Origin of the sequence: Thermobacillus composti KWC4 (genome assembly GCF_000227705.2) — a bacterium.
Taxonomy (GTDB): Bacteria; Bacillota; Bacilli; order Paenibacillales; family Paenibacillaceae; genus Thermobacillus; species Thermobacillus xylanilyticus.
In genome coordinates, this window is the sequence record NC_019897.1 from 2,756,812 (window position 1) to 2,783,664 (window position 26,853).

General features: G+C 59.6%; 29 protein-coding genes and 1 pseudogene. 9 read left to right on the forward strand and 21 right to left on the reverse strand.

The genetic code is table 11. The features are described 5' to 3' along the window. Positions 1-5 precede the first annotated feature (5 nt). Positions 6-1,523: a bifunctional metallophosphatase/5'-nucleotidase gene (locus tag THECO_RS12865; RefSeq protein WP_015255480.1), complete on the reverse strand. Its 1,518-nt coding sequence runs from the start codon at positions 1,521-1,523 to the stop codon at positions 6-8. A 42-nt stretch (positions 1,524-1,565) separates the two neighbouring features. Next, positions 1,566-2,570 (reverse strand): GTP 3',8-cyclase MoaA, encoded by a 1,005-nt coding sequence (gene moaA, locus THECO_RS12870; RefSeq protein ID WP_015255481.1) that lies wholly within the window; start codon positions 2,568-2,570, stop codon positions 1,566-1,568. A gap of 154 nt (positions 2,571-2,724) precedes the next feature. Between moaA and THECO_RS22535 the strand changes: the two genes are divergently transcribed. The 3 genes from THECO_RS22535 (at position 2,725) to THECO_RS12885 (ending at position 5,628) form a co-directional block, all read left to right on the forward strand. Beyond that, entirely contained in the window at positions 2,725-3,465 is a 741-nt protein-coding gene (locus tag THECO_RS22535; RefSeq protein ID WP_015255482.1) for a molybdenum cofactor biosynthesis protein, read from the forward strand. Between the two features lie 10 nt (positions 3,466-3,475). Further along, positions 3,476-4,513, forward strand: coding sequence for a ThiF family adenylyltransferase (locus tag THECO_RS12880; RefSeq protein ID WP_015255483.1), 1,038 nt, complete (start codon positions 3,476-3,478; stop codon positions 4,511-4,513). Between the two features lie 86 nt (positions 4,514-4,599). Next, complete coding sequence (locus THECO_RS12885) at positions 4,600-5,628, forward strand: HD-GYP domain-containing protein (protein WP_015255484.1); 1,029 nt, start codon at positions 4,600-4,602, stop codon at positions 5,626-5,628. A 57-nt stretch (positions 5,629-5,685) separates the two neighbouring features. Here the strand turns inward: THECO_RS12885 and THECO_RS22335 are convergent, their stop codons facing one another. From THECO_RS22335 to THECO_RS12910, 6 genes and pseudogenes are all read right to left on the reverse strand, one after another. After that, the gene (locus tag THECO_RS22335; RefSeq protein WP_015255485.1) at positions 5,686-6,720 is read right to left on the reverse strand and encodes a C40 family peptidase; all 1,035 of its coding nucleotides are present in this window, start codon (positions 6,718-6,720) and stop codon (positions 5,686-5,688) included. Positions 6,721-6,883: 163 nt separating this feature from the next. Then, positions 6,884-7,075 carry a hypothetical protein gene (locus THECO_RS12895; protein ID WP_015255486.1) on the reverse strand — a complete coding sequence of 64 codons (192 nt, stop codon included), beginning with the start codon at positions 7,073-7,075 and terminating at the stop codon, positions 6,884-6,886. Positions 7,076-7,139: 64 nt separating this feature from the next. Then, the gene (locus THECO_RS12900) at positions 7,140-7,850 is read right to left on the reverse strand and encodes a glucosaminidase domain-containing protein (protein WP_015255487.1); all 711 of its coding nucleotides are present in this window, start codon (positions 7,848-7,850) and stop codon (positions 7,140-7,142) included. An 854-nt stretch (positions 7,851-8,704) separates the two neighbouring features. Further along, positions 8,705-8,884 (reverse strand): annotated as a pseudogene (locus THECO_RS21755) (IS1380 family transposase); the annotation flags it as partial. Next, positions 8,815-9,201, reverse strand: coding sequence for a phage tail terminator family protein (locus THECO_RS12905; protein ID WP_052835901.1), 387 nt, complete (start codon positions 9,199-9,201; stop codon positions 8,815-8,817). The gene THECO_RS12905 and the pseudogene THECO_RS21755, both read right to left, overlap by 70 nt. A gap of 220 nt (positions 9,202-9,421) precedes the next feature. Further along, complete coding sequence (locus THECO_RS12910) at positions 9,422-9,889, reverse strand: sigma-70 family RNA polymerase sigma factor (protein WP_015255489.1); 468 nt, start codon at positions 9,887-9,889, stop codon at positions 9,422-9,424. Between the two features lie 193 nt (positions 9,890-10,082). Here THECO_RS12910 and THECO_RS12915 point away from each other — a divergent pair, with 193 nt between their 5' ends. Beyond that, positions 10,083-10,418: a helix-turn-helix domain-containing protein gene (locus THECO_RS12915; RefSeq protein WP_015255490.1), complete on the forward strand. Its 336-nt coding sequence runs from the start codon at positions 10,083-10,085 to the stop codon at positions 10,416-10,418. A gap of 4 nt (positions 10,419-10,422) precedes the next feature. Further along, complete coding sequence (locus tag THECO_RS12920) at positions 10,423-10,884, forward strand: ImmA/IrrE family metallo-endopeptidase (protein WP_015255491.1); 462 nt, start codon at positions 10,423-10,425, stop codon at positions 10,882-10,884. 61 nt (positions 10,885-10,945) lie between these two features. Here the strand turns inward: THECO_RS12920 and THECO_RS12925 are convergent, their stop codons facing one another. The 10 genes from THECO_RS12925 to THECO_RS12970 all read right to left on the reverse strand — a co-directional run bounded on the left by THECO_RS12925 (position 10,946) and on the right by THECO_RS12970 (position 20,540). Then, positions 10,946-11,650 (reverse strand): hypothetical protein, encoded by a 705-nt coding sequence (locus THECO_RS12925; protein WP_015255492.1) that lies wholly within the window; start codon positions 11,648-11,650, stop codon positions 10,946-10,948. Positions 11,651-12,062: 412 nt separating this feature from the next. Then, complete coding sequence (locus THECO_RS12930; RefSeq protein WP_015255493.1) at positions 12,063-13,079, reverse strand: alpha/beta hydrolase; 1,017 nt, start codon at positions 13,077-13,079, stop codon at positions 12,063-12,065. A 171-nt stretch (positions 13,080-13,250) separates the two neighbouring features. Beyond that, a complete protein-coding gene (locus THECO_RS12935; protein ID WP_015255494.1) occupies positions 13,251-13,610 on the reverse strand; it encodes a hypothetical protein in 360 nt (119 codons plus the stop codon). A 135-nt stretch (positions 13,611-13,745) separates the two neighbouring features. Beyond that, complete coding sequence (gene sufB / locus THECO_RS12940) at positions 13,746-15,143, reverse strand: Fe-S cluster assembly protein SufB (protein WP_015255495.1); 1,398 nt, start codon at positions 15,141-15,143, stop codon at positions 13,746-13,748. Between the two features lie 74 nt (positions 15,144-15,217). After that, positions 15,218-15,646, reverse strand: a complete 429-nt coding sequence (gene sufU / locus THECO_RS12945) for a Fe-S cluster assembly sulfur transfer protein SufU (RefSeq protein ID WP_015255496.1) — start codon at positions 15,644-15,646, stop codon at positions 15,218-15,220. Next, positions 15,633-16,859, reverse strand: coding sequence for a cysteine desulfurase (locus tag THECO_RS12950; protein ID WP_015255497.1), 1,227 nt, complete (start codon positions 16,857-16,859; stop codon positions 15,633-15,635). The genes sufU and THECO_RS12950 overlap by 14 nt, the downstream gene beginning before the upstream one ends. Beyond that, the gene (gene sufD / locus THECO_RS12955) at positions 16,856-18,163 is read right to left on the reverse strand and encodes a Fe-S cluster assembly protein SufD (protein ID WP_015255498.1); all 1,308 of its coding nucleotides are present in this window, start codon (positions 18,161-18,163) and stop codon (positions 16,856-16,858) included. Before sufD ends, THECO_RS12950 begins: the two co-directional genes overlap by 4 nt. A 23-nt stretch (positions 18,164-18,186) precedes the next feature. Then, entirely contained in the window at positions 18,187-18,966 is a 780-nt protein-coding gene (sufC, locus tag THECO_RS12960; protein WP_015255499.1) for a Fe-S cluster assembly ATPase SufC, read from the reverse strand. Positions 18,967-19,138: 172 nt separating this feature from the next. After that, positions 19,139-19,735: a DUF1802 family protein gene (locus THECO_RS12965; protein WP_015255500.1), complete on the reverse strand. Its 597-nt coding sequence runs from the start codon at positions 19,733-19,735 to the stop codon at positions 19,139-19,141. A gap of 79 nt (positions 19,736-19,814) precedes the next feature. Continuing rightward, positions 19,815-20,540 (reverse strand): siderophore-interacting protein, encoded by a 726-nt coding sequence (locus THECO_RS12970; RefSeq protein WP_015255501.1) that lies wholly within the window; start codon positions 20,538-20,540, stop codon positions 19,815-19,817. 226 nt (positions 20,541-20,766) lie between these two features. Between THECO_RS12970 and THECO_RS12975 the strand changes: the two genes are divergently transcribed. Next, positions 20,767-21,156, forward strand: coding sequence for a TetR-like C-terminal domain-containing protein (locus tag THECO_RS12975; protein ID WP_052835902.1), 390 nt, complete (start codon positions 20,767-20,769; stop codon positions 21,154-21,156). Here the strand turns inward: THECO_RS12975 and THECO_RS21760 are convergent. Further along, on the reverse strand, positions 21,140-21,316 hold the full coding sequence (locus THECO_RS21760; protein ID WP_157373576.1) for a hypothetical protein: 177 nt from the start codon (positions 21,314-21,316) through the stop codon (positions 21,140-21,142). The genes THECO_RS12975 and THECO_RS21760 overlap by 17 nt on opposite strands. Before the next feature lie 114 nt (positions 21,317-21,430). Here THECO_RS21760 and mtnK point away from each other — a divergent pair, with 114 nt between their 5' ends. Together mtnK and mtnA are read left to right on the forward strand one after the other, a co-directional pair. Continuing rightward, entirely contained in the window at positions 21,431-22,651 is a 1,221-nt protein-coding gene (mtnK, locus tag THECO_RS12980; protein WP_015255502.1) for an S-methyl-5-thioribose kinase, read from the forward strand. A 6-nt stretch (positions 22,652-22,657) separates the two neighbouring features. Beyond that, the gene (mtnA, locus tag THECO_RS12985) at positions 22,658-23,722 is read left to right on the forward strand and encodes an S-methyl-5-thioribose-1-phosphate isomerase (RefSeq protein ID WP_015255503.1); all 1,065 of its coding nucleotides are present in this window, start codon (positions 22,658-22,660) and stop codon (positions 23,720-23,722) included. A gap of 57 nt (positions 23,723-23,779) precedes the next feature. On the opposite strand, the gene THECO_RS12990 is transcribed toward mtnA, so the two are convergent. Further along, the gene (locus THECO_RS12990) at positions 23,780-24,082 is read right to left on the reverse strand and encodes a YunC family protein (RefSeq protein ID WP_015255504.1); all 303 of its coding nucleotides are present in this window, start codon (positions 24,080-24,082) and stop codon (positions 23,780-23,782) included. A gap of 178 nt (positions 24,083-24,260) precedes the next feature. Between THECO_RS12990 and THECO_RS12995 the strand changes: the two genes are divergently transcribed. Then, positions 24,261-24,848, forward strand: a complete 588-nt coding sequence (locus THECO_RS12995; RefSeq protein ID WP_052835903.1) for a hypothetical protein — start codon at positions 24,261-24,263, stop codon at positions 24,846-24,848. A 15-nt stretch (positions 24,849-24,863) separates the two neighbouring features. On the opposite strand, the gene THECO_RS13000 is transcribed toward THECO_RS12995, so the two are convergent. Next, on the reverse strand, positions 24,864-26,765 hold the full coding sequence (locus tag THECO_RS13000) for a putative bifunctional diguanylate cyclase/phosphodiesterase (protein ID WP_015255506.1): 1,902 nt from the start codon (positions 26,763-26,765) through the stop codon (positions 24,864-24,866). Positions 26,766-26,853: the final 88 nt, after the last annotated feature.

Genomic DNA, 26,853 nt, shown 5'->3' on the forward strand with positions numbered 1-26,853 from the left:
AGCCCCTATTGAATGTTCTGCTTGAATCTATTTTCATTGTACTGCCCGGGAGGCATCCCATGCAAATGGGCCCCGCTGGACCGTGCAAACCACCGGATGCGATGCGCGTCCTCTACGGATGCGGCATTCGCAAGCTCGGCCGCGAGCACGTCGCGGATGAATTCGGGAAGATAGAGCCGGATGTCCGTGCCGAGTTTCAACGATTCGTACCCGATGCCGAACGTGAACATGTCGATCGTGCCGACCGTGTAGAGGCGGTCATCCCGGAGCGGCTCGGTTCCCGCCGTCACTTCGCGCAGCTTGCCGAACGGCGGACCGTCCGGATCGTACACGATCCGGAGGCCGTCCACGGCAAGCGTGCCGAGCCGCTCGCCGCGGAAGCCGAAGCCGCGGATCGGGCGCTCGATCCATTCGGCCAGCAGCGCCTCTTCCAGCGCCTGCCGGATGTGCCGGCCGGTGAGCGTCATCCGGCACGGGTTGATCGGCGAAGGGCAGATCGCGTGCAGCCGGCCGGTCGTCACGCCGCCGGCGGGAAGTCCCCCGAGGATCTGCCCCGCGTTCACGAGGCCGATCTCCGCGCCGGTATGGCGGCGAAGGGCCGCGGCCAGCAGGTTCGGAAGCGGCGATTCCCGATCGTCGAACGCCTCGAGCGGCGCGGCCAGCACCGCTTCAACGCGGCTCAGCGCGGCCTCGGCTTCGGCGAGCCCGCGGGCGATCACGCCGGCCGCTTCCGGCCGTTCAGCCGCCTCGGCCATGGGCACGACCGACGCGCGGAAGGCGAAACCGCGGCCGTCCGCCCGGCGGTCGATCTCGACCCGCCCCAGATAATCTCCGAACTTCCCGGTCGCAAGAATGACCGTCTCCCCGATGACGAGCGGTTCCTCCAGCAGATGATGCGTATGGCCTCCGAGAATGAGATCGATGCCTTCGATCTCCTCCGCCAGCCGGCGGTCCATCGGCAGGCCGAGATGGGACAGGACGATGACGATGTCCGCTTGCGGCCGGAGCCGTCTGACCTGTTCGGCCGCCGCTTCGACCGGGTCGAGCATCCGCCAGCCGAGCTCGATGTAGAAATCGCGGAACGCGGCCGTTACACCCGTGATGCCGAAGGTGATGCCGCCTTTCTCCACGAAGACGGCCGGCTTCATCCATGAAGGCCGGCCCCCGTCCGATTCCCGGATCATGTTCGCGCATACGACCGGAAAATGCGCATACCCGCCGTACAGTTCGTCCAGTGCGTCCATCGTCCAAGAGAGGCCTTCGTTGTTCCCGAGCGTCACCGCGTCGAAGGCCGCCTCGTTCAGCAGCTCGATGTTGACCCGGCCGCCGGTGCCTTCCGTCTCCTTCCGCATCCGGTCCATATGGTCGCCCGCATCGAGCACGAGCAGCCGGTCCGCGCCGTACCGGTTCCGGGCCTCCGCAATATACGCCGAAAATTTCGCAGCTTGTTCCAGCCGGCTGTGCAAATCGTTGCTGTGCAGCAAGAGCACCGTGCCGGGTTGTTGTGGGCCGTCAGCACGCATGGATCATGAATCCTTCCTCTCATGGTCAACGTGTTACCGGGATCATCCCCCGATCTGGGACATCCGCCGCTCGGTCGGCACATGGCTCTGCGCTTCGTCCGCCAGTTTCGCCGCCATTTCGTGGTTTTCCGGCTTGATCGCCATGGCGCGCAGGAACAGGCGGCGCATCGCTTCGGGGTCGCCGACCGCGGGCCTGACGTACAGTTCATCCACCCAATACAGGCACGGTTTCAAATGGCCGTCGGCCGTCAGCCGCAGCCGGTTGCAGTTCTTGCAGAAATGGTCGCTGACCGGATGGATCAGGCCGATCGAGCCTTTGCCGCCCTTGATGCGATAGTTGTCCGACGGGCCATTGCCTGCCGTGCGGCCGCCGGGCTCGAGTTCGAATCCGGCTTCGCGCGCCAGCTCGAGTACCCGCGTAAGCGGCAAATAATAGTTCTTCCATTGTTCATCGGCATGCCCGATCGGCATGTACTCGATGAACCGGACATGCAGCGGCTCATCGCGCGCCAGCTTGAGGAACGAGACAATTTCATCCTCGTTCACGCCGCGCAGCAGGACGCAGTTGAGCTTGATCGGCTCAAAGCCCGCGTGCGCCGCCGCCTCGATGCCTTCGAAGACGCGGCGCAAATCGCCGCGCCGCGCGATCATCCGGAACCGCGCGGGATCCAGCGTATCGAGGCTGATGTTGACGCGGGAGACGCCCGCCCGCCGCAGCGATTCGGCCTGATCTTTCAGCAGCAGGCCGTTCGTCGTCAGCGAGATTTCTTCGATGCCCGGAATTGCGGCAAGCCGGGCGACCAGCTCGTCCAGCCCTTTGCGGACAAGCGGTTCGCCGCCTGTGATGCGCAGCCGCGCAATCCCGAGCGAAGCCGCCGTCCGCACGACATCCTCGATCTCGTCGAACGTCAGCAGCGAGGACGGGTCGGCGAATTCCACGCCTTCCTCCGGCATGCAGTAGAGGCAGCGCAAATTGCAGCGATCCGTCACCGATATCCGCAAATAATTGTGTACGCGCCCGAAGCGGTCCGTCAGAACGCCCGTCATCGCCGCACTCTCCTTGTCCTCACGCAGGCCGGTTCCCGTCTGCAAGACCGGTCACGTGCGCCGCGAATCTTTACAAGTTCTAGTTTATCACTTCTCCTATAAATATGATATGCTATTCAGTAACCAACACACACCATTGGACGGGGTTGACGATATGGAAGTGCAATGGACGGTCCGCCTGTTCGCGGGGCTGGCGGAACGGCTGGGAGGAAACGAGGTCCGCGTATCGTCAGCCGAAGGCGGCATGACGGCCGGCAAGCTGAAGGCGCTGCTCGCCGAGCGGTTCCCTTCGCATGCCGGGCTGATCCATGCGTCGTTCGTGGCGCGCAACGAAGTGTACGCGGCTGACGATGAGCCGCTCGAATCCGGCGATGAGCTGGCGCTGCTGCCGCCCGTTTCCGGCGGCGCGCCGGAGAACGCCGGCGAGGACGACCTGGCGTCGGAGGACGGACGTTTCATCCTGACGTACAAGCCGCTTGACGCGGACCGCATGCTGTCGCAGGTGATCGTGCCGGAACACGGCGCCTCGCTTGTCTTCGTCGGCACGACGCGCGAATGGACGAACGGGCGGCGCACGGTCCATCTCGAGTACGAAGCCTATGCGCCGATGGCGCTGAAGACGATGCGGCAAATTGATGATGAGATTGCCGCGAAATGGCCGGGCACGCGGTGCGCGATCGCCCATCGCCTCGGAACGGTTCCGATCGGCGAAGCGAGCGTCGTCATCGCCGTGTCGGCGCCGCATCGCGCCGGCTGCTACGAGGCGAGCCGGTATGCGATCGAACGGTTGAAACAGATCGTGCCGATCTGGAAGAAGGAGATCCGGGAAGACGGGTCGGAATGGATCGGAGAGCAGCAGGAGTCCTGGAATCCGACGGCTCCCGCCGCCGAGTAGGAGAATGCGCATGTCCCCCTCGTCAGAACGATATGCCCGCCAGGTTCGCTTTTCCCCTTTTGGCATGGAAGGTCAAAAGCGGCTCGCTCAAGGGTTTGCGGTTGTGGTCGGAATGGGCGCGCTCGGCTGCGTCATCGCCAATCACCTGGTCCGCGCCGGAATCGGCCGCATCCGCCTGATCGACCGCGACATCGTGAGCTGGAGCAACCTGCATCGGCAGCTGCTCTATACGGAAGCGGACGCGGAAAGCGGCGTGCCGAAGGCCGAAGCCGCGGCCGCGCAATTGCGCACGTTCAACCGTCAGGTCGCCATTGAAGCGGCGGCGGTCGATCTGAATTCCGGAAATGCGGAATCGCTGCTGGCCGATGCCGATCTGATCGTGGACGGGACGGATCATTTCGGCGTCCGGTACCTGATTAATGATGTCGCGGTCAAATTCGGCATTCCGTGGATCTACGGCGGCGCGGTGGGCGCTTCCGGCATGACGATGACGATCGTGCCGGGCGAAACGCCGTGCTACCGCTGCCTGTTCCCGTCGCCGCCGCCGCCCGGCTCGACGGATACGTGCGAAACGGCCGGCGTCCTGCCGCCGATCGTCGATCTGATCGGTTCGCTGCAGGCGATGGAAGCGATCAAGCTGCTCGGCGGGTATAAGGAACAGCTCCATGGCGCATTGCTTCACGCGGATCTGTGGAAAACGGACTTCTCGAAAATGAAGACGGCGGGCGCGCGGCGAGCCGATTGTCCCTGCTGCGGAATTCGCCGGTTCGACTATCTGGAAGCGGTCGTTCGCGGAAAATCGGAAGCTGTCCTGTGCGGACGCGAAACGGTGCAGATTGCGCCGGCCGAGCCGCTGCAGCTTCATCTGGACGAAATGGCGGAACGGCTCAAGTCCGCGGGCCGCGTCGAGCGGAACCCCTGGCTGCTGCGGCTGACGCTGGAAGATGGCATCACGCTCGTCCTGTTCCCGGACGGGCGCGTTCTGGTGCAAGGCACCGGTGATCCGGATCTTGCAAGGCGCATTTACGACCGCATCCTGGCTCCCTGACCCGGTTATTGTCAATTGGTGGATTAGCTGATACGATGAAAATATCGGATTTTTTCAACTTCCAGGGATGCACGAAAGGTGATGATATGCAGGTCCACGTTGCTGATCTGAGAAGCGGTGATGTCGTCAGCCGGGATATTTTCAACGCATACGGTCTGTTCGTACTGCCTGCCGGCACGCAATTGACAGAATCGGAGATCGCGAAACTGTTCCAACACCAGATCGACTATGTCGATATTGAACCCCGAAACAGCGGCACCGGGAACGCGCCGACGGCCATGCGTCTGAAACCGATGTTCGAGTCGGCGGTAGCGGGCAGCGAATTGCTGTACCGGGAAGCATTGGATTCGGGCGTCGTCCGTGAGGAACAAATGGATGAGGTGTTCCGGCCGCTCACCGACCGGCTTCCGGAAGAACGGGACGTCGTCTCGATGCTGCTGCTGCTCAACTCGGAAGCGGAATATACCTTCAATCACTCGGTCCAGGTCGGCATGCTGGCCTACTACATCGCCAAATGGCTTGGCTGGAGCGAAGAGGAAGCGCTTACAGTCAGCAAGGCGGGATTTCTGTGCGACATCGGCAAATGCCGGATTGACCCGGCGCTGCTCAACAAGACCGATCCGCTGACGGAAGAAGAATACCGCATGATCCGGAAATATCCGATCTTCGGATACGAAATCGTCAAACGTTCGTTCAAAAATGAACTGATGGCCAAGGCGGTGCTTCAGCATCTGGAGCGGATGGACGGTTCCGGTCATCCTTACGGCATCAAGGGCGAGGACATTCATGAAGCGGCGCGCGTCCTTGCCGTCGCCGACGTCTGCAGCGCAATGATCTCGACGCGGACGTACCGGGAACGCCGCGACCTTCTGCGCGTGCTGCGGGAATTGCACCGGCTCAGCTTCAATGAGCTCGACCCGACGGTCGTCCATACGTTCATCCGCCGGCTGCTGCCGTTCTTCGTCGGCAAGACGGCCGTCCTGTCCAACGGCGAGTCCGGCGTCATCGTCCTGACGAATCCGACCGATTTCTTCCGCCCGCTCATCCGGTGCGGCGAGACGTTCATCGACGTGTCCCGCCAGCAGGGCGTCGAAGTCGTCGACATCGCCATGTAAGCCTGCGAAAGCAAGCCCTGCGTCTGATGCGCAGGGCTTCTTGCTTCTGGTTTCGTGTTATGAGATGCGTTTCGCAAACAGGAACGTTTCTTTCCAGTACTCCTTGTTGATGTTCGTAATCTGTACGCCGTCCTGCGGCAGCGGGCTGGAGTGGATCATTTGCTGGTTGCCGATGTAGATGCCGACGTGGCCGACCGTCGTGTCGTTCTTGAACCGTCCGGGGACATAGAAGTAGAGCAGATCCCCCTGGCGCAGCTTGTCCCGGGCCACCTCTTTCCCCAAGCGTGCCTGCGCCCGGGCCGTCCGGGGCATGTCGACCCCCTGTTTCGCGAAAAGGTACTGGACGAACGACGAGCAGTCGAAACGCTTCGACGTGGCATAATGCGCCGCGCCGAACTGGTACTTCACGCCAAAATAACGTTTCGCTTCCTTGATCAGCTCGGCACCGGCTGGCGAGGAGGCGTCGCCATCGCCATGCGCTGTCCAGGGGGCATGCGCCTTTCGGCCCTCCGCGCGGACAGCCGGGTCGTCGGCGAAATCTTGCGATGCAGCCGTGTCTTCCCGCTGCGGCTTCGGGAAAATCGCCGCCTGCACCGCGTCCACCGTGAAAACCGCTTCATCCCCGAACAGCTTCTTCAATTCGTTCGAAGGCACCAGCATGCGGCCGTCCATGAGTCTGGCCGGTTTGCTCATCGTCAGGGTGCGCTCTTCTTTCACCACTTCACGGGATTGATCCGTGATCGTCATGACCACATCGTGGTCGCCGATGAGCAGCGATTTGCCGTCTTCCGAATACTCCGTATGAAAACCGATCAAGCCGGCCATCTTCTCGGCGTCGGCGTAGGTTTGGCCGTCCAACTTCTCGAACGGAACAATCGCCCTGCCGAGTTCCAGAAGATGTTCGGCGTTGTTTTCCTCCAGGGCGGATTGACGGCCTGTCCCCTTTTGGCCCGGGGTGTTCGCTTGCTGGCGCCCGTCATGATTCGCGTTTTGCCGTTCGCCGCATCCGGCCACTGAGGCCGATATGAGCAAAAAAATAAGCAACAGCGCCAGCGCGCCTCTTCCTTGCCCTCTTCTCCAGGTACCTGCCATCTGCCTTCCTGCCCCTTCCTGACATGGTGTTGGCATTCCATAGGATGGTGTCGGAGAGGAGCGATTATGCGCCTGGCGTTCGGGCTTTCGGGTTTATTTCAGGAAGGCAACGAGGATTAACGGGAGAGAAGAAAGGGGGATGAGCAGGTTGTGACAGGAAAGATCAGGCCGGCCTCGCCGCCGGCTGCACGGCCAAAATGTTGTCGATCCGAAATGTCCGCGGCGCACCGGTGGTCATGCAGAACGCCCGCACGATGCCGCTCTGTACGCTGAGCACATGGATGGTGCGCTGCGACAGCTTGCCGTCGGCGGCGATGTATATGATCTCGATGCGCCGGCCCACATATTTGTGCATGCGGATCACCAACCGAACAGGTGTTTGGTTTTATTATACACGAACACTCGTTCGTTTATCAATGTCAGTTATTTCCGATATGTCCTGTGCGGTGCATAACCGTCAGCATTCGGTAAAAGTCGAGGCTTCCGCCTTCCGGCGTATCGACAATGCCGGCTTTCACGGCTGCATCCACCGCCTCTCTCGCCCACGCCGGCACATCCACGCGCGCCCGGCTTTCGAGTGTCTCAAGACGCTGCCGCAGTTGCGCCTGTTCGGCTGTCAGTTGCTCGATCTGCTTTTTCAGCCCCCCGATCATTTGCTTCTGCACCTCCGCTTCGGTGTCATAGCGCTTCAGATTATGCGCGGCGATGATATTTCTGAGTTTCTGCGCGTACTGCGGGTCCGTTGCATATCCGCACGCCTGCAGCATGTCCGCCTGCTCCTCCGGAGATTGTGCCGTTCGGACACCGGTGTATCTTTTGTTTTCGAACAGCAGATCTTGATCGCGGAAAAAATCCTCCACGCTGTCATACGCCCGGAACGCAGCCGTCGCGTCCACGCGCTTGCCGTCGTACACTTCCCATGTGCCTTTGGTGACGATCTTGCCGCGCCAGTACGGCGTGAGCTTGCCGCTGCCGACCTTGTAGCCGCCGAGGTTGTTCCAGGGCGGGATCTTCCAGCCGGTCTCCAGCCCCGACTGCGCGATCCGGACCGACGGGAAGATCGGCGAGCCTTCGATGCGGAGCTGGACGGCAATTGGCGCGATCTGTGCGATGAATGCGGCCGCGCTCATGCGCCATCACTACCCTTGCCTGCCGGCTGCTCCGGTTGACCAGGCGGTTCGACCGCTTTCCGCTGCATCTGGCCGGCGGTTGCCGCGACAAGGAAGCCGTTCGCGATGGCGAGCATGTACACGCGCCAGTCGGCTGGGTTGGCGCCGAGCGCGAGCTGCGCGGTGACTCACGGGTTCTTCTCCGCTTAAATCCACTCGCCATCCATTGCAAGTCGCAAAATCTTCAGCATACTGTCCAGGGACGGTATAAGACTGCCCTTGGCTCGTGAGTGTCTGGTTTACAGCGCCGCGGTTGGCCATCGAACCTGTCACTTTCGATCCATTCACATAAGCGGTTTGTCCGCTAAGGATTTGTGCAGCTGTTGCTGTCGCATCTGATGTAAACGTGCCCTCAATCCCTCCGACCGTTACCCCGGATTTGATATTGGCAGCAGTCAGGTTGGTAATATTGGCAGTCACCTTGCCGCTGCCGTTGTGATAGCCAGCAGGGACGGTATAAGACTGCCCTTGGCTCGTAAGTGTCTGGTTTACGGCGCCGCGATTGGGCATTGATCCGGCCTGTTCCCCGGCGTCATTGGTAAATGTCTTACCTGATAATACATCGGCTGGTTGAGCGTTTCCCGACCCCCCCTTCACCCTGTAAGATAAAATTGTACCGAAGCGTGTATATGCTGCCCGCTTTGAGGTTTCCTGCGGAGATATCATTGCCGTTCGGCTTTTTAATCGTCTTCTCGCCGAGCCCATTAACCCTGAATTTCGAAAGTGCGATCCTATGAAAACATAAAAAAGTGCCCAAATCTTTGGTAGAATGGTGTTTATCGAGAACACTACACCCAAAGAGAGGAGCACCTTTATGTCCATTTCAACTTTCCGACGTAACCGATTCCTTTGCCTTCCCACAGGCCGTAGAAATCTTCACCGCCGAAGCCCTTATCGAACCTCGCGTACTTCACCGGATGCTCCCTCAGCAGTTCGAAGGTTTGGTGAAGAAAAGCTGACGCATCCGTGGAGGAGTGCGTATTGCCCGAACGTAGCGCACCGGGCGCCCGGCCGCCTCGATCCATTGCAGCGCGTCGGACAGATGGTCCGCCATATCGTACCGGTCCTCGTTTCCCGCATCCGGATCAACATATTGGATGCTGAACGGATACTGCCGCTGGTACCGTCGGCCGAGTTCCTGCACATGGCCGGACTCGAGCAATTGCACGACGAAATACGGCGGGCTCGTCTCTTCCGGCGGTTCCCCGTCCAGAACGGGTACATCCGGGAAACACTCGGCCAGCGCGGCGTGAACCGCCTGGCGGACATCGTTGATCGAAACGTTCTGCGGCTTGTCTCCGATTGGATTCACCCTTTTCGCGATGGGTCTCCCGATTCAGTGGGTCACTTCACCGCCGTCACCTCCCGGCCGCGTTCGGCAAGATTTCGGGCCCCACGCTGCGCTGCGAAGGGCCCGCCATTCACGCTTGTCCACTCCCGGAAAAAAACAGCCCCGCCGTCGGCAGGACTTTCCTGTTACGTGATCCTCTTTTTCCGCAAATGGGCATACGTCGGGCACTGCAAGTTGTACGTCATCCGCACGTTATCTGCACGTCATCCGTCCGTCCCAGTGCGTCCTCAAACTTCTTCCGGGCCCGCTCGACGTACTGCTGCACCGTGCGCCGCGACAGTTCCAGCCGCGCGCCGATCTCGGCATACGTGAAACCCTGCGCCATATGCAGCAGCCAGCACGTCAGTTCGCGCTCGGTCATGACGGCCATGCAGTCGAGCAGCTTCTGCCGCTCTTCATCCGTCAGCGGCTCCGTATTCGCCAGCAGTTCCCGGCGGCGATAAATGTCATGCCGCTCGGCCCCCTTCCGGCTCCCCGGCCGCCGGCCCCGGCGCATCCAGTCCAGCGCGTACCGCATATCCGACAGCATGCCGGAAATGGTGCGGGCTTCCTCGGCCTCCACCGGATTGTTGCGGTCCAGCGATTTCTTATAACGGCTCAGCGCCTTGATGCCGGACGTGTATTCCGCGATCAGTGCCGCGCTGCTCATTCGTGATTGTCCCTCCTTTTGGGTGAACGCATTTGCGTTCGCGGTGATTGTCATGATAAACGCTATTGCGTTCAGTGTCAAGACGTGCAGTTGCATTTTGAACGCAGTTTCGCATATAATGGCAGTACAACCGAATGTCAGTTCGTTTTTGCTGCCGGGTTGTGTACGAATTCGCGTGCGTGAGGTGTCCAGGTTGGATGCGAAGGCCAAGGTACTCGCAGAGTTGATCGATCGCAGGGGAAGCCGGAGAGCGTTCGCCGAATCGATCGGCTTGCCGCCGACGACGCTCCAGTCGATGCTGACCCGTGGAGTCGGCAGGGCGTCCATCGACAACGTCATGAAAGTATGCCGCGCGCTCGGCATTACGGTCGAGCAACTGGAATCCATGGCGCAATCGTGGGAAGAGAATCGCGAGATCGGCACCATCGCCGCGCATCATGACGGGGAAGACTGGACGGAAGAGGAACTGGAGGAGATCGAGCGGTTCAAAGCGTTCGTCCGGATGAAGCGTAAGCAGAGACAGGAGTGAAACCATGCTCTACGACAACCTCATCCGAGAGGCGGAGCAGCATGGCATTGACATCTATGAGAAACCGCTGATGAAAAGAATCAAAGGGCTGTACGCAGACGGCATCGTCTGGATCAATCGCCGCATCCCGACCACGAAGGAGAAAGCGTGCATCCTCGCCGAAGAGCTCGGCCATTATCATACGAGCGCCGGGGATATCCTGGATCAGTCCGACATCCGCAATCGCAAACAGGAGAAGGCCGCCCGGGAGTGGGCGTATGAGCGGCTTGTTCCGTTGGAGAAGATCATCGAGGCGCACCACGCCCGCGTCAGCAGCCGGCATGATTTTGCGGAGTTTCTTGGGGTGACGGAGCCTTTCCTGCAAGCCGCCATCGAGCGGTATCGGGAGAAATATGGCCGTCATACGATTGTGGGGCAGTATGTGATTTGCTTCGATCCGCTCGGTGTGGCGGAGATGTTTGGGTGAAAAAAGAGCCCTCCTTGCATGCCCTTGAAACATAGCAAGGAGGGTATTCTTGTCCTGTCGTTTATTGTTCGGCTAACTTCTTGTCAATCTCCTCAAGATCGGCAGTCACCTGTTCTATGGTCTTCTGAATCTCTTCTTCGGTGAAATTCAATTTTCTCAAAAGAACGACCCTGTTCTTGGCAATAATAACCGATGCCTGCTTGCCTCTCTCAATATTTTCCTTGGCTTTTGACAAATCTTTCATGGAATTGGAATCCAGATACTTCATCAAACTCTTGGCGGCTTGTTGATCGGCAAGAGCAAACGTTTCGAATGTTCTGAGATATTCCTTCTCGTCATCAGTTTTTCCATATTTGAAACTTAACGATTTATTTGCAAACCATTGTTCAGCTTCCTTGCAGAAATCGTAGAAATCCAGCTTTGAAATTCTGTCTTCGGCATACAAACTTACTGCTTTTACCAGTTTGTTGTGGGTCTCGTAGAGCTGGAGAAAATCTTTCCATGCCCGCTCATCAAACTCGATGCCTTGCTGTTTTGGATCTACCTCGGGTTCTTCTGTCTTGGCGGTGGTTGCCGTCGAATCCTGAGACAGACCATCGACAAAATCCTGATCGTTTATGGCTGCCACCATGCACAGAGCGGCCAACACAAAAAAGATCAGTGTGCGCAATCCATGTTTCTTTTTTCTCTTGATCAGCCAAATGATCAGGCTGACAAAGGTCAAAATAGCAAAAACAAACCACAGAAACATAAATACGATTCCCAATGCTTACCCCTCCTTGACAGGTACATATTACCATAGAATAGTACGGAAGGTCTATGAAAAATTCCCAATCATGTCGATTATTGCGACGTGCTGCGGGACGACAGATTGGCTCGACATCGACAACCGCAAGCAGGAAGGCTGCAAGGGAGTGGGTATAAGAGCGGCTGGTTCCGCTGGAGGTTCCACTCGTGTGGCGGAAATGTTCGGGTGAATAAAATAAACGAAGCTGCTTCCGCTATTTTGTCGAAAAGCGCCGTTCTCCGGAAAATTAGAGGAAGCTTTTTCTTCTATCCTCCCGATTTTCCGGAAAACCGCCAATTTGACCAAAATAGGCGAAGCAGCTTCTTCTATTTTCCCGCCAACGTCCAATTTCCCGAAAATAAGCGCAAAACTTCCGCTATCAGCGGCCGGTTCAACCATCTGCGTCTTGCAGCGCGAAAATTTTCTTCAGCCATTGATGCGCCAGCTCCGGCCAAATGGCGATTCCGTCATCCGGCTGCCTCAAGTGCGCGAACCGGGACTGGAACTGATTCACCACTTGCCTTGCATCGGCGCCTTCGGGGACCGGTCCGATCTGATCATACGGGGGCGGCAGCTCCATCCGGTGATCGATCAGATACTGCAAAGCCTCGTAAACCTGCTGCATCGTATAATCCCGGCCATATTCTCCGGACGCCCATTGCCGATTGGCCAAGGACAACCCATGCCTGCCATTGCCGAATACATGAAGCTCAAACGGAACACCGTTTTCCTTGCATGCTTTGGCGAAAAGGAGCGAATTCTCGACAGGCACCGCTTCGTCGGTCGCCGTATGCCACAGAAAGACCGGGGGCGTGCGGCGGGAGACCTGCTTTTCCAGGGACATGTATGCCAACTCTTCCGCAGTCGCTTCCGGACCCAGCAGCGCCTTGAAAGACCCCTGATGCGCGTATTCTCCGGAACTGATGACCGGATAGCACAGGATGACCGCATCCGGCCGATTGCTGACGCCTTCGTATTCGGGGCTGACCGGCTGAAGCGCTTCTGCGTCATGGTGCACGGCCAGACTTCCGCACAAATGTCCGCCGGCCGAAAATCCGCAGATGGCGACCTTCTCCGGATCAATCCGAAACTCACGGGCTTGCTTCCTCACGAACCTGACCGCTTGGGACAAATCCTTCAGCGGCTGCAGTTTAAAGGGCGTTCTCTGCAACAGATTGGTCGTGTAGGTGAGTACGAACACATTGCAGCCTTTGTCGTAAAAGGCCTTGGCCACAATCTCCCCTTCCGTGGGAGAAACGAGGATATACCCGCCGCCCGGTACGACAATAAGCGCGGGCCTGATTTCATCATCTTCGTGGACATAGGTGACCAGATTCGGTACAAAATCGCCTGTTACGGGGTACGTGTATTCTTCTTTGCGCCATAGGGCATGGGTTTTCGTGATCATCGGCAGATCTCCTTTGAATGCGGTTTCATAGATGAAATGATAGCATTACACCGCCGCTTCGATCAATTGGTGAATGAGTCCGATATTCCCTGTCACAGACGAACGGCGCGCCCAATCGAACCCCGGGCAGGCGCGCCGCGACAAACATAACCGTATGGCACTTTGGTCTTGCTACTTTACGTTTTCAAATATCTGTATTGCCTCTTGCTTCTTGGTTTCCAGCAAGAACCTCCCATTTTGAGGCCAATCCTTTATCATACCGTCTTCAGATACAGCCTTTTTCAGGCTTTTTACCGAATCAAATTCATAGATTTTGACCGGAGAGTTCTCCATGTAAAAAATTACACCATCTTTTGCTCCAAGCATATCAAATAACGGTTTTTCACTCGGATCAACTTCGACACCTTGATCCTGATAAGCTTTGATAAAATCTTGCAAAGTTAACTGGCTTTCGCCGGAACTTGAATCCGAAGACGAACACCCGGCAATCACCAACACCATCAATGTTAATAGAAATAATGTCCTTTTCACAAAACAACCCTCCCATCGATATCTTACCATATTTTGCCGCAAAATACGACAGACGGGTTAGTCATAACAAAAACCCGCCGCACATAAAACAAGCGCGCTCGCCCGAAATCCGGGGTAAGCGCGCCGTGCCAATCCTTAACCAATCGAACCTTCCATCTCGAACTTGATCAATCGATTCATCTCGACCGCGTACTCCATCGGCAGCTCCTTCGTGAACGGCTCGATGAAGCCCATGACGATCATCTGCGTCGCTTCCGCTTCGGACAGGCCGCGGCTCATCAGGTAGAAGAGCTGGTCTTCCGATACCTTCGACACCGTCGCCTCGTGCTCGAGCGTGATGTTGTCGTTCATGATCTCGTTGTACGGGATCGTGTCCGACGTCGACTGGTTGTCGAGAATGAGCGTGTCGCACTTGATGTTCGACTTCGCCCCGTCGGCGTTGCGGCTGAACGACGCGAGACCGCGGTACGTCACCTTGCCGCCGTGCTTCGAGATCGACTTCGAAATGATCGTCGACGTCGTATCCGGCGCGAGGTGGATCATCTTCGCCCCGGCGTCCTGATGCTGGCCTTTGCCCGCAACCGCGATGGACAGGACGCTGCCCTTCGCGCCGCGGCCTTTCAGGATGACGGCCGGATATTTCATCGTCAGCTTGGAGCCGATGTTGCCGTCGACCCATTCCATCGTCGCGTTCTCTTCCGCGACCGCGCGCTTCGTGACGAGGTTGTAAATGTTCGGCGCCCAGTTCTGGATCGTCGTGTAGCGGACGCGCGCGTCCTTCTTCACGATGATCTCGACGACGGCGCTGTGCAGCGAGTTCGTGCTGTAGATCGGCGCCGTGCAGCCTTCGACGTAGTGGACGAAGCTGCCCTCGTCGGCGATGATGAGCGTCCGTTCGAACTGCCCCATGTTCTCCGAGTTGATCCGGAAGTACGCCTGCAGCGGAATTTCGCATTTCACGCCCGGCGGGACGTAGATGAAGCTGCCGCCGGACCAGACGGCGCTGTTCAGCGCGGCGAACTTGTTGTCCGTCGGCGGAACGACCGTGCCGAAGTACTCCTTGAAGATCTCCGGATGCTCCTTCAGCGCGGTGTCGGTGTCCATGAAGATGACGCCCTGCTTCGCCAGATCTTCACGCATGTTGTGGTAGACGACTTCCGACTCGTACTGGGCGGATACGCCCGCGAGGAACTTCTGTTCCGCCTCGGGAATGCCCAGCTTGTCGAACGTCTCCTTGATTTCGGCCGGCACTTCTTCCCAAGTGCGGCCCTGTTTCTCGGACGGCTTGACGTAGTATTGGATATCGTCGAAATCGAGTTCGTCCAGATCGCCGCCCCAGCGCGGGACCGGCATCTTGTTGAACTGCTCGAGCGCCTTCAGGCGGAACTCGAGCATCCATTCCGGCTCGCCCTTCATCTGCGAGATCGTGCGCACGACGTCCGCCGTAAGCCCTTTGCCCGTCTGGAAGACAGCCTTGTGCTCGTCGCGGAAGCCATATTTGTATTCTTCCAACTCCGGCGCCTTCTTCGCCATCGCCCTCAGCCTCCTTCATTCATTCCTTGCCAAAATCAGCCCGATTCTCAAAAACCGTGCCTTCCAGCCACCCGTCAGCCCTGCCGCCCGGCTTCGATGCCTTTGCGCAGCGCGTTCCAGGCGAGCGTCGCGCATTTGATCCGCGCGGGGAACTTGCTGACGCCCGAAAGCGCCTCGAGATCTTCGTACTCCTCGAATTCGACGGGCTGCCCCTGCATCAGGGCGCTGAACTTCTCCGCCAGACCGAGCGCTTCGTCCAGCGTCTTGCCGCGGATCGCATCCGTCATCATCGAGGCCGAAGACATGCTGATCGAACAGCCTTCACCCGTATATTTCGCCTGCTTGACGACGCCGTCTTCCACCCGCAGCTGCAGCTGGATCCGGTCGCCGCAAGTCGGATTGTTCAGATTGACCGTCACGGAGTCTTCGTCCATCGTGCCGCGGTTGCGGGGATTTTTGTAGTGATCCATGATGACCCTTCGATACAGTTCATCCAATTGCATGTCCGAAGAACTCCTTTGCCTTGATTAGCGCCGCGGCCAGCCGTTCCACATCTTCCTCGGTGTTGTAGAGATAGAAGCTGGCGCGGGCGGTCGCCGTCACCTCGAGCTTGCGCATGAGCGGTTGGCAGCAATGGTGCCCCGCACGGATCGCGACGCCTTCCGTGTCGAGGACCGTGGCCACGTCATGCGGATGGACATCGTCCAGGTTGAACGTCACGAGGCAGACGCGGCCTTCGCGCGGGCCGTACAGCGTGACGCCTTCGATCTCGGACAGACGGTCGTAGGCGTAGCGGGCAAGCGCCTCGCTGTGGCGGTCGATGTTGTCCATCCCGATCTCCGTCAGGAAATCGATCGCCGCCGCCAGGCCGACCGCGCCCGCGATGATCGGCGTGCCGCCCTCAAACCGCCAGGGCGCTTCCTTCCACGTCGCGTCGTAATAATCGACGTGCTCGATCATCTCGCCGCCGTACTCGACCGGTTCCATCTGCTCGAGCAGTTCCCGTTTCCCATAGAGTACCCCGATTCCGGTCGGACCGCACATCTTGTGACCCGAGAATGCGTAAAAATCGCAATCAAGATCGCGCACGTCCACCTTCATGTGCGGCGCCGACTGCGCACCGTCGACGACCATGACCGCGCCGCGCTTGTGCGCCAGCGCCGCGATTTCCTTCACCGGGTTGACGACGCCGAGCACGTTCGAAACGTGGGTGACGGAGACGATCTTCGTCCGGTCCGTCAGCGTCGCCTCGACGTCCGACAGCCGGATCGTGCCGTCCGGCTGCATCGGAATGTAGCGCAGCACCGCGCCCGTCGCCTTCGCCGCCTGCTGCCACGGAATCAGGTTCGCGTGATGCTCCATCGGCATCAGCACGATCTCGTCGCCTTCGCGCAGCGCGGCGCGTGCCCAGGAGCGGGCGACGATGTTCAGCGCCGTCGTCGTGCCGCGCGTGAAGACGATCTCCCGCTCGCTGGCCGCGTTCAGGAACTTCGCGACCTTCGCCCGCGCCCCTTCATAGGCGTCGGTCGCGCGGGATGCAAGCGTATGGACGCCGCGGTGAACGTTCGCGTTGTCGTGCTCGTAATAGCGCACGATCGCGTCGATGACGCTGCGCGGCTTCTGCGAGGACGCCGCGTTGTCCAGGTAAACGAGCGGATGCCCGTTCACCTGCTGGTCCAGGATCGGAAATGCCTTACGAAGCTCGAGCGGGTTCATGCGTTCAGCTTCCCTTCGATCATCCGCTCGAGTTCCTCGCGCACCGCTTCGATCGGCACTTCGGACACGATCGGCTCCAGGAAGCCGCGGATGATGAGCCGTTCCGCCACTTCACGGTCAATGCCGCGAGACATCAGATAGTAGAGCTGCTCCTCGTTCACCCGGCCGACGCTCGCGGCGTGGTCCGCCTTGACGTCGTCCTCGTCGATGAGCAGGATCGGGTTCGCGTCGCCGCGCGCCTTCGGGCTCAGCATGAGCACCCGTTCCGTCTGATGGCCGTTCGCCTTCGTGGCGCCCTTCTCGATCTTCGTGACGCCATTGATGATCGCCGTCGCCGAATCGCGCATGACGGCCCGCGTCTCCATCTCGCTCTCCGAGCTGAGACCGTGGTGGACGGCATGCGTCGTGATGCTCATGTTCTGTGACCCGGTGCCGACCGTGATCAGCTTCGAGTCGGACGTGGAGCCGTTGCCCTGCAGGTCCGATTTGGTGACCGACAGCGTGTTGCCGTTGTTCAGATCGCCGATGATCCATTCGATCCGCGCGTCGTTCGCCAGCGTCGCGCGGCGGATCGACAGATCCACGACGCTCTCCGGCAGATGGTGGATCGATGCGAACCGCACGAGCGCGCCGGGGCCGGCGACGACTTCGACCACGGAGTGATGGACGGCGACGGCCGACCGGCCGGCGCCGCTCGCCAGCACGCGGTCGACATAGGACACGCGGCTGTTCGCGTCGGCCACGATCAGAACATGCGGCGCGAAAGCCGCTTCCGCATCGTCCAGGTAAAGAACAGCCTGCAGCGGCACTTCCACTTCGACATTTTTCGGCACATACACGAAGACGCCGCCGTTCCAGAGCGCCGCGTGCAGCGCGGTCAGCTTGTCTTCATCCGCCTTGACGACGCTGAACAGATGCTTCTTCACGAGATCGCCGTGTTCGCGGACGGCCGTCTCCAGATCGGTAAAAATAACGCCTTTCGCCTTCCACTCTTCCGCCAGGTTGCGGTACGCGGCGCCGGAATTGCGCTGTACGACAAGATTCGCGGCATCCTGCGGCAGCGAAGCGCGGATCTCTTCCGGCAGCTGCGACAAATCTCCCGCAAGTTCGGGATGCCTGTCGACGCCGAATGCCGTCAGATTCCAGCGGTCGATGCGCATTTTCTCGGGTCTGGGCCATTCCAGCGTGCCGGCCAGCGCAGCCGCTTCTTTCCGGATATCGGTCAGCCAGCCGGGCTCGCCTCTGCCCTGGGACAAAGCTTCGATATTTTCACGGCTTACCGGAGCATTCAGTTGCGTACTCATGTCGTGTCAACGCCCCTCTCCGCTCAGGCTTGACCGACGGTCTCGTCGACGATGCCCAGCTCTTCCTTGATCCAGTCGTAACCTTCGGCTTCGAGGCGCTCGGCCAGTTCCGGACCGCCCGACTTCACGATGCGTCCCTGCATCATGACGTGGACGAAATCCGGCTTGATGTAGTTCAGCAGCCGCTGATAGTGCGTGATGATCAGGAAGCCGCGGTCTTCCGAACGCATGCTGTTGACGCCGCTCGCGACGATCTTCAGCGCGTCGATGTCGAGACCCGAGTCGACTTCGTCGAGGATGACGATCTTCGGCTCGAGCATCATCATCTGCAGAATTTCGTTCCGCTTCTTCTCGCCGCCCGAGAACCCTTCGTTCAGATAGCGGTGGGCGAACTCCGGATTCATCTCGAGCTCTTTCATCTTCGCTTCGAGCTGGCGGATGAACTTGATGAGCGAAATTTCGTTGCCTTCGCCGCGGCGCGCGTTGATCGCGCTGCGCAGGAAGTCCGCGTTCGTCACGCCCGTGATTTCGCTCGGATATTGCATCGCGAGGAACAGGCCCGCGCGCGCCCGCTCGTCGACTTCCATCTCGAGCAGATTCTCGCCGTCGAGCAGCACTTCGCCTTCCGTCACCTCATATTTCGGATGCCCCATGAGCGCCGACGCGAGCGTGCTCTTGCCCGTGCCGTTCGGACCCATGATGGCATGGATCTCGCCGCCGCGGATGTCGATGTCGATGCCTTTCAGAATTTCCTTGCCTTCGATCGACGCCCGCAGTCCTTTTACCGTGAATCGAGTCGCCATGTATGGTGTCTCCTTCCGCATTGATCTGTATTGAAAGGTGATTATCAATGATAATCGCCATGTAATTTAAAATTATTCTAATATATTTCCCGGCGCAACGCAACAAACGCCGGCCCGGTCCCGTCAGCTTCCCTGACAGTCCGCCGCCTCGGCCGTGCGGCAACCCGCCGGATCAGGCCAGCGCGTTCAGAATTTCCGCTTCCCGCCGCAGAAATTCCTCATCCGACAGCACGGGACGGAACCCGGCGTCCGCCGCGTCATCCTCGAGCTTCACCCAGGATTTGCATCCGGCATACGACTCCCGGTGCGGGATCGCGACAGGCTCTTCAGCCGCATGGACGCGAAGGATGAGCACATGGAGCGGTTTTGTCCGCTTCCATTTCAGCCGTTCGTCCGCAAACGCGCCGGTCCAGATGTGAAAACGGTCGAGTTTCGCCAGCGTTTCCGCATCGGTCACCTCGATGTCGCGCACCGCCTCCGCCCACGCCTTCAGGAGCAGCCGGCCTCCCGCCGCTTCGCGCTCGGCCAGCGTGCGGCCGATCAGCGGCCGGAATTCTTCCTTCAGCAGATGCTCCCGCTGATGCTCGTAGGTCGGCAGCAGCCAGAACCGCGGCGCGGCGAGCTGGAAATCCCGCGTCTCCTCGGCGATTCCGCCCTTGCGCATTAGGATCAGCTGCCGCCCGCAGACAAGCGCTTCAATCGCCGATGCCCATTCTTTCAGCGCGGTGCCGTCCCGCACGCCGGCAAGCCGCGTCACGTTTCCGTTCATTTCCCGGCATCCCCCCGATCCATGCTGAGTCTTCATTATACCAGATACCGGCCCCCGATTGCGAACATCCGCGACATGTTTACTCCAATCCCTTTTTCCCCTGGATCCAAAACGGCTTGACCTTGACCTGCTTGCTGCTCCATCCCAGACTCTTCAGATACTTATAAAGCAATTTGCACATTTCGCCGTCACCCGCGACATCAATGGCGGTTTTGCCGGCGTGGCGGGGCAGTGCGGCTTCTACCGCGGATATAACCGTTTGATCTTGATGCGGCCCGCCTGCAATGAACTGAAAGGGGGACTCACCGTCGAGATCCGGGAAAAAATCGGCTTGATCCCGGCCAAAAATCAAACCGGATACGCGTTCCGGATACCGGAAAAACCGGCGCAGACCGTACAGATGGCCCAGAGCGGAAATATCGCCGATCATCACGGCGTCGGCGTCATCCTGATGGATGACCAGATTGCTGGCATGCTTCATGAAATAAACGTCGTCGCCCACCCGCACGTTTTGGATCCAATGCGCTCCGGGACCGTTGGAAAATGTGCACACCGCCAGATCGAGGCTTTGCGTCCGGGCATCGAAATTCCAGATGGAATAGGACCGCACACGATCCCGCAACGGTACTTTCGGATCATCCAGGACAAGAATTCGCAAGAAGTCCTGGGGACGATACGCAAACGATTGAGAACCCTGCAGCCGGATCGTCAATCGATACGTGTGCTCCGCCGCTTTGGTTTTATCGATGACCGTTGCGCGTGTAGCCATGCTTTTCGCCAGCTTGTCAATGATCCCCATCGTCATGCCTTCCTCCCCAGCACAGTGTTGTTTATTCATCAGCGTGTTTGGTATAAAATCAAAGCTGCAGCCGCAACAACAGGCAATGCTGCCGGGTTTGACGGTTAAACAACATACCGTGCAAATTTGTCGGGCAAGGGAGTCGGACGATGGAAAAAAAAGCAAGATCTGCGCGTGACCAAGACACTTGAGGCGATTGTCCAGCCATGAATCCGAATTTATGGAAGAAATCATGGACATTGCGAGAAGACATGCTGCCATCCGCAAAACCTTCGGCGATTCACTTCCGATTGCGATTGACATTTTTCAATACTTTTACAGGAATCGGGACTTTTTAAAAGTTCTTCTCAGCCCCAAAGGCGACCCTGCTTTTCAATCCAGACTGAGACAGACGATGTGGGAGCAATTATATGAAAGAACGGCCGCATCACGGACCCGCCCAAAACGGATGCCGATATCGCCCGAGTATGTTGCCTCTTACATTTCCGGCGCGCATTTGAGCATGATCCAATGTTGGTTGAACAACGGCTGCAGGGAATCCCCGGAGGAAATGGCAAAGGTATTGTCCTTGCTTACGGCAAAAGGTCCCCTTCAGGCGGCCGGCCTTATGGAGAACGAGTGACGACGGCCTCTCGCCCGCCTTGTCTGCCGCCCATTCGGCCGCCGTCCCGGGAGGCGCCGGTGCCGACATGGACCGTCCGGCTGTCCGGCTTGAACGTCGCAATCGCATCGCCGCCTGCGGAAAACGATGACATCCGGACGACAAGCAGGCGCCGATTCATGACCGCGAATTCCCTGCAAACGAAGCAATAGAGGGTATTCCAATCAGATTAAAACTTCTTTATACTATTGGGGATAATGTCACTATTGAAGGCAACGCCACGGAGGTGCCGCAATTGTCCGAATACCATCCGCTTACCGAATCGGAAGCGATCGAGCTCGCCCGCCGGATTGAAGGCGTCTTCCCGCAGGAAGCCGCGCTGACGTGCCGCGAGATCGGGGACGGCAACCTGAACCTCGTCTTCCATATCCGCGACGAGCAATCGGGCCGCAGCCTCATTCTGAAGCAGGCGCTCCCCTATGCGAAGGTCGTCGGGGAATCCTGGCCGCTGACGCTCGACCGTTCGCGCATCGAGAGCGAGGCGCTGATCCTGGAAGGCCGCCTTGCGCCGGGTCTCGTGCCGAAAGTGTACAAGTACGACCCGGATCTGGCGCTCACCGTCATGGAAGATCTGAGCGACCACATCATCATGCGCAGCGGCCTGATGCAGTGCCGCCGCTATCCGCTGTTCGCTGATCATATCTCGACGTTTCTCGCGAACACGCTGTTCTTCACGTCCGATCTCGGCATGAACCAGCAGGAGAAGAAAGTGCAGGCCGGCCGGTTCATCAATCCGGAACTGTGCAAGATCACCGAAGATCTCATCTTCGACGATCCGTACACCGTCTCGTCGAACAACAATTACGACGCGGCGATCGAAGACGAGGCCGAAGCGCTGCGGACCGACGGGAAGCTGCATTTCGAAGTCGCGCTGCTGCGCGAGAAATTTCTGACGCAGGGCCAGGCGCTGCTGCACGGCGACCTGCATACGGGCAGCATCTTCGTCCGCGAAGATTCGACGAAAGTGATCGACCCCGAATTCGCATACTACGGTCCGATGGGCTTCGACATCGGCGCTGTTCTGGGCAACCTGCTGCTGAACTACGCCGGCCAGCTCCACTGGAGCGCCGACGAAGCTTCCAGAACGTCGTACCGCGAATATTTGCTGGAGACGGTGAAGAGCATCTGGACGCAGTTCGACCGAAAGTTCCGGGCGCATTGGAACGAGAAGAACGTCGACCGGCTCGCCGCGCGGGCGGCCGGCTACCAGGACGACTACATGCGCCGCCTGCTGCAGGACTCGATCGGTTACGCCGGGTGCAAAATGGTCCGCCGCATCGTCGGTCTGGCGCACGTCGCCGACATCGACCGCATCCCCGACGCAGCCGTCCGGGAGAAAGCGCAGCGCGTCGCGCTCCGCATCGGCAAGGCGCTGATCAAGGGCAACCGCGGCGCCGAATCCATCGATTTCGTGATCGACGCGGCCCGCGAAGCGGCCGCCGCACTGAAAGGATAATCCATCATGACGACAACGCATCAACCGCTCTCGCCGCTGAACTGGACAGGTTCGCAGCTTGAACTGCTGGACCAGCGGCAGCTTCCCGAACGCATCGAGTATCTGCATCTGGACACGCCGGAAGAAGTATGGGAGGCAATCCGCAGCCTCGCCGTGCGCGGCGCGCCCGCGATCGGCATCGCCGCCGCTTACGGCGTCGTGCTCGGCTCCGCGAAGGCCGTCCATGCCGGAACGAACGCATGGCTGGAGGCCGTGAAGCGCCACGCCGGATATCTGGCGACATCCCGGCCGACCGCCGTCAACCTGTTCTGGGCGCTCGACCGGATGACCGCGCGCGCCGAAGCGCTTGCGGCAAGCGGCGCCCCGGCGGAAAGCTGCCAGGAAGCGCTTGTCCGCGAAGCGGAAGCGATTCACGCCGAAGACATCGAGACGAACCGGCTGATCGGCGAACATGCGCTCACGCTGCTTGCGGACGGTATGGGCGTGCTCACTCACTGCAACGCCGGCGGCCTGGCGACGGCGAAATACGGCACGGCCTTGGCGCCGTTCTATCTCGCCGCCGAGCGCGGCATCAAGCTGCGAGTGTTCGCGGACGAGACGCGCCCCGTGCTGCAGGGCGCGCGCCTGACGGCGTTCGAACTGCATCAGGCCGGCATTGATGTCACGCTCATCTGCGACAACATGGCCGCCGCGGTCATGCGCGCCGGCTGGGTGCAGGCGGTCATCGTCGGCACCGACCGGGTGGCGGCGAACGGCGACGTGGCGAACAAGATCGGCACCTACGGCGTCGCCGTGCTGGCGAAAGCGCACGGCATTCCGTTCTATGTCGCCTGCCCGCTGTCGACGATCGATCTGAACACGCCGACCGGCGCGGAAATTCCGATCGAAGAGCGCCCGGCGGAGGAAATCACCGAAGGATTCGGCCGCCGGACGGCTCCGCGCGGCGTCCGCGTCTACAATCCGGCCTTCGACGTGACGCCCGCCGAGTACGTCGACGCGATCATCACCGAGCGGGGCATTGTACGCCCGCCTTACGATGTCAACCTGCGCGCATTGTTCGAAACCAAATAACGAAACCACAACAACGCCCATGCCAATCGGCATGGGCGTTCATCCTGCATCCACCGTTCAGATCATTCGCTTCAATGCGTCGGCCCCGCGCATGCCCGGCCGGATGCCGCGCGCTTCGGCGGCTGCCGTCACCGACTCCAGCGGAGCTTCCATCAGCTGCTCAAGCGTGCGCACGCCGACGGCCCTGCCCGCCACGATGCCGCGGTCGCGCAGCCTCTCGTTGAGCAGCGCCACATCCAGTGCGCCACACATGATATATCCGACATCGGTCGTGATAGCCAGGAGCGTCGTTTTCGGCAGAAGGACTTCCACGCCCAGGGCAACGCCTCCGTCAAACGGCATGGGTACCAGCCGGATCATTCCGATCACCCTTTGTCAGGAATTTCTGCAACTCTATTCCTAACCTATTCCCAACGCTCCCGGCCCGTAAGGGCAGGCGCCCTGTCCTTCTTTTCGTTGCTTTTTTGGGGTGAAAATCTATGCCGGTGGACCCATGCGTGATACAATAAGATCAGAAAGGTAAGGGGCATTAGTAGAGATGAAAATGAGAAACGAACAACCATCGGGGAGAAACCTGTACATCTTCAACGTGGAACTGCTGATCGAAAGCGACACGAACGCAACGGCGCTGGAACATCTCGTGTCGGCGCTGAACCGGAGCGGCTTCACGGACTATCGGATCAAATCGGGTATCGAGACCGGAAGTCCCATCCAACAGGCCGCCCAGGGACCGCATCAATCGAACCCGCTTCCGACTCCGGCGGAGCTCGCAAATGGGAAAACAGTCGCAGCAGAATCAGTCTTTCGTCTGGCAGAAGCAAGTGAGCCGTTGGTCCCGTCAACCGGGAACTCCCGGGAAACGGCAAGCGGCAATGCAAAAGGAGCCGCCGATGACGGCGACTCCACGGGCTGCATCGACAAAGCGATGGAACGCATTCGCGGATACATTGCGGGCAACCGGCTGGTCCGGCTCAATGTCAACCGCGGGCGCGGCATCAAGCTGAGCGTGCCTTGCCGCATTATCAATCTTGACGAATCCATGTACACCGTCACGGTGTACCATGTCGACGAGAAGAAAGTTTATACGTTCGGGCTGTTCGAGATCGACGATTTCATCGAGACCTGATCCCGCCGGCCCGCTTCAGTCCGCCCGCCCGCCGGCTTCGCGCAGCAGCGATTCCGCATCCTGCACCGGCACGGGCGGACTGCGATAATACCCCTGGAAACCGTCGCAGCGGTGCGTCTTCAGAAAGTGGAGCTGATCCTCGGACTCCACACCCTCCGCGATGACCGGCAGATTCAAATTGTGCGCCATCGCGATGATGGCCGCGACGATCGCCGCATCGTTCGGATCCTGCCGGATATCGCGGACGAACGAGCGGTCGATCTTCAGACGATGGATCGGGAAATTTTTCAGATGATGAAACGAACTGTACCCGGTGCCGAAGTCGTCGATGCTGATGCGCACGCCGAGTTCCGCCAACTCCAGCAGACAGGCCGTCGCGTATTTCACGTCCATCGTCATGGATTCGGTAATCTCCAGTTCCAGATACTGCGGCTCCAGTCCCGTTTCGGCCAGAATGCGCTCCACCCGCTCCTTCAGGTTGCGCTGCAGAAACTGCCGCATCGACAGATTGACGGACACCGGCACGGCCGGCAGTCCGAGGGACTGCCAGGTTTTGTTCTGCCTGCATGCCTCGGCCAGCACCCAATCGCCCAACTGGACGATCAGGCCGCTCTCCTCCGCGATCGGAATGAACTCTCCCGGCGGAATCATGCCCCGTTCGGGATGCTGCCAGCGAAGCAGCGCCTCCATCCCGATCAGGCGTCCCGTCTCGATCTCGTACTGCGGCTGATAGAACAGCCGGAAATCTCCGCGTGCAAGCGCCAGCTTCATCTCGTGCTGCATCGTCAGCCGCTCGAGCGAGGAATTGTCCGTCTCGCCGGTGTAGAGCATGCAGCCGTTGCGGCCGTTGTCCTTCACCAGGCCGAGCGCAATGTCGGCCTGCTTGATCACCCCGGCCGGATCGCAGCCGGCACTGGCCAGGGCAATGCCGATGCTGGCACTGAGGTGGAACGGATGACCCTGCAGCTCGAACGGCTCTTCCAGAAGCCGGAGCAACAGCTGCGCCCGTTCCAGCGCTTCCGATTCCGAATCGACGCCGTCGTACAGGACGGCGAACTCGTCGCCCTCCATCCGCGCCGCCAGATCGCTCTCCCCCAGATTGCGCGACAGCCGTTCCGCCACCTGCAGCAACAGCATGTCGCCGAAATCCCGCCCGAACGAATCGTTCACCAGTTTGAAACGGTCGAGATCGAGGTACAGAACCGCCGCTTTCCGTCCGGACGGACGCGGGCGGGAAAGCGCTTCCGTCAGCATAACCATGAACAATCGCCGATTCGGCAGCCCGGTCATGTCGTCGTAGTACGCAAGATAGCGAATCCGTTCCGAGCTGCGCTTCTGCTCCCCGATGTCCTGGATGAGTGCGACGACGCCGGGCTCGCCGCTTTGCAGGGGGCAGGGCGAAAGCAAAAGCCGGATATCCAATTCGTAACCGCTCTTGTGCAGCATGGCCAGTTCGACCTGCCGCCTCTCCCCGGCCGCCGCCGCTTTCAGACCTTCCATCAGCGCGCTTCGTGAGGCGGGGGGCGCCAGTTCCGGCAGCGAAAACCGGCTCAATTCGACACGTTCATACCCGTACAATTGCAAGGTTTCTTCATTGGCTTCCCGGACATGTCCCTTCGCATCCGCGATGACGATGGGAAACGGAGCGTGTCGGAAAATCGTCTCGCCCGCTTCACGGACAGGCGCGGCTGCCGCGCTTCCCCGTTTCGGGCGTCTGAAGGCGAGGACCGTTGCTGCAGCAAATCCGGTCACTGCCGCCACGGCAGTCGTCCATACGGCCGCCTGTCCCGGCATCAACAGGGGAGCCGCCGCGGCCCATGCGGCAACCGCTCCGCTGATCCAGATCACCGGGGCGGCGGTCGAAGCGGAAGGACCCCGTCGCAGCTTGCCTTCGTGGGCCGGATCATGCAATGCCATTTGCGCGAACCATCCTTCCCGACACGACATGATACAAGATATATTTCACCGCAGAACGAACGCGCCCGCCCGGAAGAGGACGGAGCCG